Source organism: Streptomyces sp. NPDC026515 (genome assembly GCF_055567595.1).
Map to the genome: position 1 here is coordinate 157,382 of NZ_JBVHQD010000020.1, position 12,713 is coordinate 170,094.

10 protein-coding genes are annotated in these 12,713 nt (G+C 72.0%); 2 read left to right on the top strand and 8 right to left on the bottom strand.

What is annotated here, in order from left to right; translation table 11 throughout:
• Positions 1-22 precede the first annotated feature (22 nt).
• The 8 genes from ACZ4O3_RS34385 to ACZ4O3_RS34420 all read right to left on the bottom strand — a co-directional run bounded on the left by ACZ4O3_RS34385 (position 23) and on the right by ACZ4O3_RS34420 (position 11,235).
• A complete protein-coding gene (locus ACZ4O3_RS34385; protein WP_467726055.1) occupies positions 23-2,458 on the bottom strand; it encodes an ATP-binding SpoIIE family protein phosphatase in 2,436 nt (811 codons plus the stop codon).
• A gap of 352 nt (positions 2,459-2,810) precedes the next feature.
• Positions 2,811-3,503 (bottom strand): CBS domain-containing protein, encoded by a 693-nt coding sequence (locus tag ACZ4O3_RS34390; protein ID WP_467726057.1) that lies wholly within the window; start codon positions 3,501-3,503, stop codon positions 2,811-2,813.
• 53 nt (positions 3,504-3,556) lie between these two features.
• Positions 3,557-6,241 carry a pyruvate, phosphate dikinase gene (gene ppdK, locus ACZ4O3_RS34395; RefSeq protein WP_467726059.1) on the bottom strand — a complete coding sequence of 895 codons (2,685 nt, stop codon included), beginning with the start codon at positions 6,239-6,241 and terminating at the stop codon, positions 3,557-3,559.
• Between the two features lie 314 nt (positions 6,242-6,555).
• Positions 6,556-8,178, bottom strand: a complete 1,623-nt coding sequence (locus ACZ4O3_RS34400) for an oleate hydratase (protein ID WP_467726060.1) — start codon at positions 8,176-8,178, stop codon at positions 6,556-6,558.
• A 126-nt stretch (positions 8,179-8,304) separates the two neighbouring features.
• Positions 8,305-8,991, bottom strand: coding sequence for a hypothetical protein (locus tag ACZ4O3_RS34405; protein ID WP_467726062.1), 687 nt, complete (start codon positions 8,989-8,991; stop codon positions 8,305-8,307).
• Positions 8,992-9,269: 278 nt separating this feature from the next.
• Entirely contained in the window at positions 9,270-9,971 is a 702-nt protein-coding gene (locus ACZ4O3_RS34410) for a response regulator transcription factor (protein ID WP_362729653.1), read from the bottom strand.
• 78 nt (positions 9,972-10,049) lie between these two features.
• The gene (locus tag ACZ4O3_RS34415; protein ID WP_467726064.1) at positions 10,050-10,730 is read right to left on the bottom strand and encodes a CBS domain-containing protein; all 681 of its coding nucleotides are present in this window, start codon (positions 10,728-10,730) and stop codon (positions 10,050-10,052) included.
• Positions 10,731-10,770: 40 nt separating this feature from the next.
• Positions 10,771-11,235: a cyclic nucleotide-binding domain-containing protein gene (locus tag ACZ4O3_RS34420; RefSeq protein ID WP_362729657.1), complete on the bottom strand. Its 465-nt coding sequence runs from the start codon at positions 11,233-11,235 to the stop codon at positions 10,771-10,773.
• Positions 11,236-11,454: 219 nt separating this feature from the next.
• Here ACZ4O3_RS34420 and ACZ4O3_RS34425 point away from each other — a divergent pair, with 219 nt between their 5' ends.
• The gene (locus ACZ4O3_RS34425; RefSeq protein ID WP_362729659.1) at positions 11,455-11,682 is read left to right on the top strand and encodes a Rossmann-fold NAD(P)-binding domain-containing protein; all 228 of its coding nucleotides are present in this window, start codon (positions 11,455-11,457) and stop codon (positions 11,680-11,682) included.
• A gap of 3 nt (positions 11,683-11,685) precedes the next feature.
• Entirely contained in the window at positions 11,686-12,609 is a 924-nt protein-coding gene (locus tag ACZ4O3_RS34430; protein WP_467726066.1) for a carbamate kinase, read from the top strand.
• Positions 12,610-12,713 lie beyond the last annotated feature (104 nt).

Genomic DNA, 12,713 nt, shown 5'->3' on the forward strand with positions numbered 1-12,713 from the left:
GTCGGTGGCGGCACGTCGGTGGTCAGGTGTCTGGCTCCGTCAGCTCGATCTCGGCCCAGATGGTCTTTCCGGGGGGCTGGTGGCGGGTGCCCCAGCGGCGAGCGAGCTGGGCGATGAGCAGCAGGCCGCGACCGCCCTCGTCGTAGGTGCGGGCACGCCGCAGGTGCGGGGCGGTGCCGCTGGCGTCGGAGACCTCGCAGAGCAGTGTGGTCCCCCGGATCAGCCGGAGCTGGATGGGCGGCTGTCCGTAGCGGATGGCGTTCGTGACCAGTTCGCTGACCACCAGCTCGGCCGCGAAGGCTGCGTCCGACAGGTGCCAGGCCTCCAGCCGGTCCAGCACCCGGGCGCGGGCGTCGGCGACGAGGGCCGGGTCGGGAGGCAGGTCCCAGGTGGCGACCCGGTCAGCGTCGAGCACCCGGGTACGGGCGACGAGCAGCGCGACGTCGTCCTCGGGCTGTGCGGGCAGCAGACGCCCTACCACCTCGTCGCAGAGGGGTTCCAGAAGCTGGGGGACGGGCTGCTCAAGACATCGGAGCAGCCGAGCCTGCCCCTTGGCCAAGTCGTGCTCGGGGCCCTGGAGCAGTCCGTCTGTGTACAGCGTCAGGAGGCTGCCCGGTGGCAGCTCCCACTCCACCGCCTCGAAGGGCAGCCCTCCCACACCTAGCGGTGGGCCGGGCGGCACGTCGACGAACTCCGCCGGGCCGTCCGGCCTGGCGACGGCGGGGGGCGGGTGGCCCGCGCTGGCAGCCGTGCACCGACGGGATACCGGGTCGTAGACCACGTACAGGCAGGTGGCGATGACGTCGGCGGCGATGGGGAGGTCGGACTCGTGGTCCGCGCTGCCCTCCTCCTCCGAGGCCAGGAGGATGACCAGGTCGTCGAGATGGGTGAGCAGTTCGTCGGCGGGAAGCTCGACGTCGGCCAGCGTGCGCACAGCGGTCCGCAGCCGTCCCATGGTGGCCGACGCGCGTAGTCCGTGGCCCACCACGTCGCCCGCTACCAGCGCGACCCTCGCGCCGGAGAGCGGGATCACGTCGAACCAGTCGCCGCCCAACCCGGCCCGGGTACGGGCCGGGAGGTAGCGGTGGGCCACCTCTACCGCGTCCTGGGCCGAGATGCGCCGGGGCAGGAGGCTGCGCTGGAGGGCGAGCGCGGTGCCGCGTTCGAGCGTGTAGCGGCGGGCGTTGTCCACGGCCACGGCGGCGCGCGCGGCGATCTCCTCGGCGAGCAGCAGGTCGTCGCGGGTGAAGGGGTCCCCGCGTCGGTGCCGGACGAGGACCGCCAGGCCGAGGGTGATGCCGCGGGCGCGCAGCGGAATGACCATGAGGGAGTGGATGCCGAACCTGCGGACCACGGCCGCCCGCCCGGGATCGGCCCGTATCCAGCCTCTGGTCGCGTCGTCCTCGATGCTGTGCAGTGAGGATCTGCCGGTGGCCAGGCAACGGCCGGGGGGTGCGGAGGCGGGGTAGTCGTCCACGTCTCCCGGTTTGATCAACGCCTCGGGCACACCGGGCAGGACCGACTGCTGTGCCGCACGGCGCAGCGGGACCGCACCCGTTGCGGAAGGCTTCGGTTCGACGCCGCGGAACAGGGAGTCGAGCAGGTCGATGGTGACGAAGTCCGCGAGCCGGCCCACCGCGAAGTCGGCCATTTCCTGGGCCGTGCGCATCACGTCCAGGGTGCTCCCCACCTGTGTGCTGACCTCGTTCAGCAGTGCGAGCCGTTCTCTGGCCAGGTACTGTTCGCTGACGTCGAGCGCGGAGACCTCCACGTGTCGTATCTGGCCCGCCGGTGTGACGAGCGGGGACACGGTGACGGAGTAGACCTTCTCCGATACGTCCGGCCGGGCTCTGCCCCGCACATGGAAGTGCTCGGTTTCGCCCGACATGAGCACCCGTTCCATGCCGTCTTCGACCCGGTTGCAGAGGTGGTGCGGGAGGATCTCGGTGACGCGTTGGCCCCGCATCCATTTCTCACTCAGCCCGAGCTCACGTGCGGCGCCGGCGCTCGCTCGCACCGCTCGCAGCTCGTCGTCGTACACCATCACCGGTAGCTGACACTGCGTGAACGCCTCGTAGGCCGTCGCCAGGTCCGGTCGTGACCGCTGCGGTGGCGTCACGATGAGGACCCGCTGGGAGCGGCTCTGCGATTGACCGACGGATACAGCCGCCCCTGCGCCTTTAGGGACCGGCTGTCCCGGCCCAGAGCCTCGCGGACGTGCGCGACGGCGGCCGGAAGGGACTCCTCGCTCCTCGCTACCGAGACGATCCGACGGCTGGGGGGACTGCCGAGGGCCTCCGTCACGACTCCCCGGTCGTCGACGACCGCCGTGGCCGGTCCCACCGGATCGGGCGGTGCGCCCGGGCTTCCGCTGAATGGGATGGCATCGCGCATGTCGGTCACCGCCCGTCCTGCCGGCTCGTCCACCGTGGCCCCGGACGAAGGCCACGAAGGCCATGGACCCGAGGCGCCCGGTCTCGCCACGTCGATCCCGTACCTCGCTTCTATCGTTCCTCACACGCTCCCGCGCGTCACTTCCGTCGTTCGTTGCAGCCCCCACGCGTCGTGCGGGAGCGTCCGGGCACGTCCAGCCCCTGGAAGGTCGGCAAAGGCATGCGGCCACGACCAGACGACGGTTCTCGGGCCGCCGCAGGAGCTCCTGCCCGAGCCCCTCGTGGTCGGCGAGGGCCTTGAGCCCGCTGGTCACCGGGCGGGTCACCGAGACGTGTGGCACCGCACCCCGGTCCCGTCCGGCTCCGGCGGGGACTCATCGGCCCAGGGCCCCGGAGCCAGGTCTCCCGACGTCCGGCCTAGTCGTGGCGCACTCCGGAGGAAGCCGCGTCGTCGGCGCGGAGGGCCAGGCCGTTGACGACACCGACCACTCCGTCCACCCGGTACGTCAACCGGATCGCGTTCGGAACGTCGCCGTGGTGCGGTACGGCTCCCGTCAGCGTGACCATGCCCTCCCTGACCGAGACGGTCACGCTGCCTGCCGGGAGACCGAGCGCGCGGTCCAGTACGTCGTCGCGGACCTCCTGGCCGATCTCGTCGTCCGTACGCAGGAAGACCCGCAGCAGGTCCCGCCGCGTGGCGATGCCGATCAGCCGGTCCTCCTCGTCCACGACGGGAAGACGCTCGACGCCGTGCCGCTCCATCACCCGTGCGGCATCCGCTATGCGTTGTTCCGGATGGACGGTGATCGCGGGCGTCGACATCAGTTCCCGTGCCGTGAGGGCGTGGGCGACGGCACCGGAGCGAGGGTGCCTGAGGCGGGTGGAGGGCTGTCTCCGTGCCCGCCGGGTCCGGTCGTCCGGGGACCGGGTCACCTGGTGACGGATCAGGTCCGTCTGCGAGACGACGCCCACGACCTTGTCGTCGTGGTCCACGACGGGCAGGCCGCTGATCCGGTGCCGGTCCAGCAGCCGGACGACGTCCTTGAACGACGTCTCCGGGTGCGCTTCGACGACATCGGAGGTCATGACCTCACCGACGATGCGGGGCATGGCACCCACCTCCTTTCTGCCGGGGCTCGGGGACGCGAGCCCCGGCCCGGCGCTCACCTGCTGTCGCTCGCCGCCGTCCCGGACAGCGCGGCCCGTCCGGCCTCCAGCAGGGCGACCGGGACGCGGAAGGGCGAGCAGGAGACGTAGTCCAGTCCGGCCTGGTGGAAGAAGTGGACGGAGCCGGGGTCGCCGCCGTGCTCGCCGCAGACGCCGATCTTCAGGTCGGGGCGGGCGGCGCGGCCCTCGTCGACGGCGATCCGGACCAGCCGGCCCACCCCGTCGCGGTCGAGGGTCTCGAAGGGAGAGGTGGCGAAGATGCCCTTGTCCAGGTAGGCGGAGAAGAACGCCGCCTCGACGTCGTCGCGGGAGAAACCCCAGGTGGTCTGGGTCAGGTCGTTCGTGCCGAAGGAGAAGAACTCCGCCTCCCCGGCGATCGGGCCCGCGGTGAGCGCGGCACGGGGCAGCTCGATCATGGTGCCGATCGGGCAGTGCACGGGCACGCCGGTCTCCTCGGACACCTCGGCAAGCACCCGCTCCACCTCGGCCCGCTCGATGCGCAGTTCCTCGACGGCGCCCACCAACGGCACCATGATCTCCGCCTCCGGGGCGCCCCCGGCACGCGTGCGCGCCACGACGGCCTCGGCGATCGCCCGCACCTGCATGGCGACCAGACCGGGCACCACCAGGCCCAGGCGCACGCCGCGCAGGCCGAGCATCGGGTTCTCCTCGTGCATCCGGCTGACCGCGGCCAGCAACTCGACTTCGTGCGGGTCCGGCTGTTCGCCCCGGGCCTCGGCGGCGGCGATCCGTACGGCGAGGTCGGTGCGGTCGGGCAGGAACTCGTGCAGGGGCGGATCGATGAGCCGTATGGTGACCGGCAGGCCGTCCATCGCCTCCAGGATGCCGATGAAGTCCTGGCGCTGGAGCGGCAGCAACGCGCCGAGCGCGTCCTTGCGCTCGTTCTCGTCGCGGGCCAGGATCATCGCCTCGACCAGCTTGCGCCGGTCGCCGAGGAACATGTGCTCGGTACGGCACAGCCCGATGCCCCGTGCGCCGAACCGCCGGGCGCGGGCCGCGTCCTCCGGGGTGTCGGCGTTCGCCCGCACCTCCAGCCGGGCGACGCGATCGGCCTGTTCCATGGCACGGGCCACGGAGTCGACCAGCCCGGCCGACCGCTCGCCCGACTCGAAGTACCGCATCACGGCGGAGTCCACCAGCGGAGCCGGGCCCAGATACACGGCCCCCTCGGAGCCGTCGACGGAGATGACCGTGCCCTCCTCGACGGTCACGTCACCCACCGTGAAGCGACGCGACGCGGTGTCCACGGTGATCTCCTCGGCGCCGCAGACGCACACCGTGCCCATGCCACGGGCGACCACGGCCGCATGGCTCGTCTTGCCGCCGCGGCTGGTGAGCACCGCCTGGGCGGCGATCATGCCCGGCAGGTCGTCGGGGGCGGTTTCCTGGCGGACGAGTACCACCTGGTCGCCGGCCGCGGCGCGGCGGACGGCCTCGGCGGAGTCGAAGACGGCCTGACCCACGGCCGCGCCCGGTGAGGCCGGAAGGCCGTGCGCGAGCGCCTCGCCGACGGCGGAGGTGTCGAAACGGGGGAACATCAGCCGGGCCAGGCCTTCCCCGGCGACGCGTCCCAGCGCCTCGGCCGGGCTGATCAGTCCCTCGTCCACCAGCTCGGAGGCGATGGCGAACGAGGCCTCGGCCGTTCGCTTGCCGACCCGGGTCTGAAGCATCCACAGCCGGCCGCGCTCGATGGTGAACTCGATGTCGCACAGATCCCGGTAGTGCGTCTCCAGGGTCTCCATGTGACCGCGCAGCTGCGCGTACGAGACGGGATCGAGCTTCTCCAGGTCCGCCAGGGAGACGGTGTTGCGGATGCCGGCCACGACGTCCTCGCCCTGGGCGTTCGGCAGGTAGTCGCCGTACAGTCCGGGGCGCCCGGTGGCGGGATCGCGTGTGAAGGCGACACCGCTGCCCGAGTCGGCGCCGAGATTGCCGAAGACCATGGTCTGCACGTTCACCGCCGTGCCGAGGTCGTCCGGGATGCGTTCGCGGCGCCGGTAGACCCGGGCCCGCTCGCCGTTCCAGGACTCGAAGACGGCGAGCACCGCCCGCCGCAGTTGCTCGTCCGGGGACTGCGGGAAGTCCTCGCCGGTCTCCCTGCGGATCAGGGTCTTGTACGTCTCGACGAGTTCGGCCAGGTCGGCGGCGTCCAGGCCCAGATCGTCGGCCGCGCCCCGGGAACGTTTGAGGTCGGACAGTGCGCTCTCGAACACGTCGCTGTCGACGCCCATCACCGTGCTGCCGAACATCTGCACCAGGCGGCGGTAGGAATCCCAGGCGAAGCGCTCATTCCCCGACACCTTCGCCAGACCGAGCACGGAGTCGTCGCCGAGGCCGATGTCCAGGATCGTCTCCATCATGCCGGGCATGGAGAAGCGTGCCCCGGAGCGGACGGACAGCAGCAGCGGGTCGTCGGCCTGCCCCAGCCTCCGGCCGGCCGTGTTCTCCACAGCCGCCAGGTGCTCGGAGATCTCCTCGGCCAGCCCGCACGGCTCGTTCCCGGTGCTCAGAAACGTCCGGCAGGCCTCGGTGGTCACGGTGAAACCGGGCGGCACCGGCAGCCCCAGCGTGGTCATCTCGGCCAGGTTCGCCCCTTTGCCGCCGAGCAGTCCGGCCTGGTCGCGGCCGCCTTCTGCGAAGTCGTACACGTAACGGACCATGATCTCGGTCTCCTCCGTCGGGCTTCGGCTGGATGCTCCTCCAGCGAACGCCCGCCGGAGCCGGCTGGCCAGGTGCTGGCGGTCCCCTGCGATGGGCCGGTCGGCCCCCATCATGACCGTCGCCGCCGTTCGAGCAGGGCCCGGCCGGCGGCGGGCCCGAAGGCGGCGGCATAGTGCGTGAGCAGCGCCCACGGCCCGCTGCGAGGCCTCTGTCACGGTGAGCGGCGGCGCACAGAGTCCACGATGCGCCGTCCAGCGGTCGGCCCGGCTCCCAAGGTCCCGGTCGGCCCGTGTGACCCGCCCGGGGGCGTGCTTCAGCGGTGGTGCATGGTCTCCAGTGCGGCCGCCAGGACGCGGGGATCGTGGTGGCCCTTGTAGACGGCAGGCGGCTGCCGGTCGAGGTGGAGCAGCCGGGACACCGCGGTCCACGCCGTGCGTACGGAGTACTCGACCGTGAAGACGACGTCGTCCGGCACCTCGGCGAACTGTCCGATGAAGGCGAGGTTGACCGAGCCCTCGGGCACGACGGCGGGGCGGTCGTCACGGCGGCGGTTCAGGAACTGGCTGGTGATGTAGGGCATCACGCACGGGATGACCGTGGACGTCTCGAGGACACGGGCGCTGGTGCGTTCGCCGAAGTGCAGGTGGTGCAGGACCTCTTCGAGGATCTCCCGGCCCGAGCACATGGTCATGGGCTTGGGCGTGTGGTTGCCGGCGCGGCCGGGGAAGAGGCCGTAGCCCCACCAGACCCAGACGCCGTCCGGCTGGTCGCGGTAGACGGGCTGGCGGTTGGCGACGATGGTGAGCAGCCAGTTGGAGCCGGTGAACGTCATCAGCCCGCCCCTGCCGGTGGCCCGGCCGCTGAACTCGGCCAGGGCGTCGAGAAAGGCGGGGTCCCTGGCGGTGACGGTGAAGGACTCCCAGCGGGACTCCTTCACGTGCCTGTCGAAGGCGTCGGGGTTGCCGAAGTCACGGTGGCCCCGGGCCAGCCGGTGCCAGAGCAGCCAGGCGTCCGAGCGCTGGGGAGGCGGCGGCGGTGGAGAGGTGTGCGTGCCGCGGCTGGAGGCGTCGGTCATGGAGCCGTTGGTCACCAGGACCAGGTCCTCGGGGGCCACGGCGATCCGCTCCTCGTGGTCGGCCCGGGACAGGCGGACGGCCCGCACCGTCCTGCCGTCCTCCCCGGGGGCGAAGTCGAGGTCGGTGACCGTGCATCCGGGGTGGATGGTCACGCCGCGCCCGCGCAGCCAGGCCGCCAGGGGGCACACGATCGAGTCGTACTGGTTGTACCGGGTCCGGTGGATGCCGGACATGGAGCCGAACTGCGGGAACAGGTGGATGAAGCGGCGCAGGTACCGGCGGAACTCGATCACGCTGTGCCAGGGCTGGAAGGCGAACGTGGTGCACCACATGAACCAGAAGTTCGTGGTGAAGAAGTGCTCGCCGAAGCAGTCGTTGATCCGCCTGTCGTCCAGGTGACCCTCTGGAGCGGCCAGACACCGGACCAGGTCCAGCCGGTCGCGCTCGGAGAACCCCATCGATCGGGTGTCGACGATCTTCCCGTCACCGTCGACCAGCCGGGCGATGTCGTCCCAGGCGAACGCCTCGTGCCCGGCCATGATCTCCTGCGTCACCGACACCGAGGCATCGTCCAGCGTGGGAATGCCGGACAACAGGTCGTACGTGCAGCGGAACTCGGCCTCGAACATCCGCCCGCCGCGCATGGTGTAGCCGGCCTCGGCGGTGCCGCCCGCGTCCAGGCTGCCCCCGATGCCCATCTGCTCCTCGAAGAGGTGGATGTCCGGACCCTCGAAGCCGCCGTCGCGGATCAGGAACGCCGCCGCGGCGAGCGCCGCGATCCCGCTGCCCACCAGATATGCCTTCGCCATCAGAACGCTCCTCGTCGCTCGCGCCCGTGCTTCGGGAACCGCACCTCCCACGTTTTCCCGCGCGAGGGGCGCGGTCACTGGGCCATGGGTCACCGGACGGGTCCGGACGGCCCGGGCGGACCGGCGGCACCGGCAGACGCGGCGACGCGGGTCCCTCCGGGCCGTACCCGGTACGTATCACCATCGGAGCGGGGCGACGCCGTCCGTTCGCCGACGGGAGCAGCCGGTCCCGCAGATCGGGCCACTCCAGCGCCTGGTGGAGCAAGCGAGGCCCGCACGTCCTGCACGGTGACAGCCGGCAGGACGTGTTCGAGAGCCTGCTCCGGGACCCGCGGTCAGCGCGCCCGGACGCCGATGAGCACCGAAGTCCCGCATCGGGACCCGTTCCCGGAAGTCCTGGGGGCCGAGGACCTCGGGGGTGAGGCCGTCGGCCGCGCCGTCGGCCGCGTGCACCCAGCGGCGGTCTTCCGCCGCTCGGCCGGTGCCGGCGGTGTTGCGGTGTTCGGCCTCACTGATCAGCCGGGGAAGGGGACTCACGTCCGTGGGCGACACGGGGTGGAGATCGGCACCGTCGGCACCCGCGGCGTCGCGGAGTTCCGTGACCACGGTGGCGGGCAGCGCGCGGTCAGAGAAGGGGAAACGGCTGCTGTGGCGCCGCCACACCGCTTCGTACGGGGCCGGGGATACCGATGTCCTGCTCGCACCGGCCAGACGCACCGTGGCCAGCAGATCCGGTTGCACCGGGCAGGGCGGCAGCCGGGACACCGGCTCCCAGCCGAAGTGGGCGGCCACGGCCCTGGGATTGAAGAGGGCGCAGCCGACCGAGACGTGCAGGGCCCTGCCGGTCGGGTCGATGTGGCGCATCGCGCGGTCGGTGGTGGCCCGTATCCGGAGGGTGAGCGTGCCGAGGTTGCGGACGCAAGCGCCACGGCTGAGTGGTGTGGACCGACGGCGCGGCAACGGCGGCGGCGACCGGTATCTCCAGGGTGAACGCGCCGGGAGCCGTGGCGGGCATGGCGCCTCCCTCCCCGACCGGGCCGCCCCGCGACGTCATGGGACGGGTGGGGCGGCGGCTGCCCAGCCTCCCGGGCGGCGGTGCGCGGCGGCAGGGGCCGTTCGGCCCACCCGGCTCTCCGTTCGGCTCACCTCGCCGGCCGGTCCCCGGTCCCCGGCTGGTCCAGGTGGGAGGCGAGCACGGCGGCCTGGACGCGGCGCTGGACGCCCAGCTTGGCGAGGAGGCGGGAGATGTGGTTCTTGACGGTCTTCTCGGAGAGGTAGAGCTTCTTGCCGATCTCGCGGTTGGTCAGGCCGTCGCCGATGAGGGCGAGGATGTCCCGCTCGCGGGGCGAGAGGCCCGCCAGCTCGGGTGCCACGGACGGGGTCTCGGCCGGGTCGGCGCGCAGGGAGCGCATGAGGCGGGCCGTCGTCGCGGGGTCCAGCATCGACTGGCCCGAGGCGACGGTGCGAACCGCGGAGACCAGGTCGGAGCCCTTGATCTGCTTGAGGACGTAGCCGGAGGCCCCGGCCATGATCGCGTCGAGGAGGGCGTCCTCGTCGTCGAACGAGGTCAGCATGAGGCAGGCCAGCTCCGGCATCTGGTCGCGCAGCTCCCGGCAGACCGTGATGCCGTCGCCGTCGGGCAGACGGACGTCCAGGACGGCGACGTGCGGGCGCAGTGCCGGGCCGCGGGCGAGGGCGTGCTGGACGGTGCCGGCGTCGCCGACGACCGCGATGTCGGATTCCGCGTCCAGGAGGTCGGTGATGCCGCGCCGGACGACCTCGTGGTCGTCCAGCAGGAACACGCGGATCGGGTCCTGCTCCGAGAAGGTGCGCGGCTGTGTCATTGAGGTCCCCTTGTTCCCCGACTGAAGGGCGGACTGCGTACCGCCCGGGTCGATCATCGCCCGCCCGGGCCGGTCGTACTAGGGCCGACCGGCCCCACTTGCTTCCTCCGGACGGTTGCCCGTCAGCTCGAATTCGACGTCCACCACTCCTTCGACCGCCCGCACCAGCCGCGCCGCGACAGGCACGAGAGCGTTGTCCCGGATCCGGCCGACGAGCTTCACCACCCCCTCGTGGACCTCGACGTGCAGCACCGAGGAGGGCGGCGGGAAGAGATAGGAGACCACCTCGCGCCGTACCTCCTCGGCGATCTCCTCGTCCTCGCGCAGGAAGACCTTGAGCAGGTCGGCCCGGCTGACCACGCCCTGGAGCAGACCGAACTGGTCCACCACGGGGAGACGCTTGACCTTGGACCGTGCCATGGTGCGGGCGGCGTCGGCGAGGGTGGCGTCCGGGCGGGTGGTGAGCGCGGGAGAGGTCATCAGCTGTTCCGCCGTCACCGCGCCGGCCTTCGTCAGGCCGGCCGTCCGGCGCGGCCGAGACGGGGGGAGGTCCGGGTCGCCGTCCCGGAACTCCTCCTTGAGCAGGAGGTCCGCCTCGGAGACGACGCCGACGACGCGGCCCTCGCCCTCGACGACCGGCAGGGCGCTGACCTGCCAGTCCCGCATGAGCCGCACGAGTTCCTTGAAAGGCGCCTGCGGTCCGACGCTGACGACGGTCTGCGTCATGACGTCGCTCACGATGTGCGGTGTGCCGTGCATGGTCACTCCCAAGGAGAACCGAAGGTGCGGGGACACGTCCTCAGACGCCGGCGTCGGCGCCGTACGGTGCGTACAGGTCCAGCAGGCTGGTACGGGCGGCACGCAGACGGTGTGCGAGCACCTGGCCCACCCACTGGCTCACGGTGTTCCCCAGTGCCGGGTCGTCCTGGCACATGGAGCGGACGGCGACGGCGTCGAACTCGTAGGCCCGCACCGGTGTGGTGGCCTCGGCGCCCAGGTGCCACACATGGGGTGCGAACAGCCAGGACCAGCCGATCAGCTCGTCGTGGCCGAGGTCCTCGACGACGGCCGCCCGGCGGCCGGGAACGTGCATGTCCAGTCCGACCCGGCCGGAACGGATGATCCAGAACCGGTCGGCGCGAGCGCCTTCCTCGAAGAGCCGGGCCCCCTGAGGGAACGAGACCTCCCGGGCGACGCGCATCAGCCGTTCCCGGTGTTCGGCGGGAAGCGCACGCAGCATGGTGGGCGTCGGTGTGGTGAGCATGGCTACCTCCCGGCAGGGCGTACTGACTGGTACTGCCAGCGTGCGGCGGACATCCCGGACCGGACATGGGCCGAACGGTCCCGGCAGCCGGGGACCTTCAGTACGTCCCTGAACCCGTAAGGCCCTCCTCACACCCCTCCGTGGCGCGAACGATCGGTTTCGCATCGATTCGTCCACGGCGCCACGCACAAGGAGCACGGCCATGTCCAGGATCCCGATATGACGCCGGCCGGCACCGGCAGTCCCGACGTGAAGTCCATGCACGGCCTGCCTGCCTGCACGACCTCGGCACCTGCCTGGGCCGGGACCCGCGTTCCGCCCACGGCCTGGACGGCCCGGAGGGCGACGACGAGGTCTTCTCGTCGCCCTGCGCCGATCGCCCTCGGCCAGGCGGAGAACCGGCTGCACACGATCAAGGCCGTACTCGTCGCCACCCTGGAGGACTGAGCCATGCGTATCGTCGTCGCCCTCGGCGGCAACGCGCTGCTGCGCCGCGGCGACCGCCCCGAAGCGGCCGTGCAGCAGGAGAACGTCGACCGGGTCGTCACCGCTCTCGCCGCGCTCGCCCACGACCACGAACTGGTCATCACGCACGGCAACGGACCGCAGATCGGCCTGCTCGCCATGGAGAGCGCTGCCGACCCCGCCCTCACCATCGCCTACCCGCTCGACATGCTGGGTGCCGAGACCCAGGGCATGATCGGCGCCCTGCTGGCCCGCGCCCTGCACAACGCCCTGCCCGGCCGCCGTGTCGCCACCCTGGTCACGCATACCCTGGTCCGGGCCGACGACCCGGCCTTCGAGCACCCCGCCAAGTTCGTCGGCCAGGTCTACGGCCAGGACGTCGCCAAGGCACTCGCACGGCGCCGCGGCTGGCGTACGGGGCTGGACGGCGGGGGCTGGCGCCGCGTCGTGCCCTCTCCGTCGCCGCGGGGCATCGTCGAGATCGAGACAATCCGCGAACTCCTCGACGCCGGCACGCTGGTGATATGCGCCGGCGGCGGAGGCGTCCCCGTCACCGCCGACCGTGTCTCGGGGGCCCTCACCGGCGTCGAGGCGGTCGTCGACAAGGACCTCACGGCCGCCCTGCTCGCCGAGGAACTGAAGGCCGACTTCCTGCTCATCCTCACGGACGTCCCCTGCGTGTACGCGGACTACGGCACCCCGGACCAGCGGCCGGTGCTCGACGCCACCCCGGCCCGGCTGCGCGGCGCGGGATACCCCGAGGGCTCCATGGGACCCAAGGCGGAGGCGGCCGCCCGTTTCGTGGAGCGCACCGGAGGGCTGGCCGCCATCGGCGCCCTGGACGCGGCGTACGAGATCGTCCATGCCCGCTCGGGCACGCTCGTCCGGCCGGACCTCGACGGCGGGTGACGGGTCCCAGGGCCGTCCGGCCCCGCCGTGGGGACCGGACGGCACTCCCGCCGCGCGCGGCGGGCGACGAGCATCCGGGGTGAGCGAAGGGGAGAGGAACCACG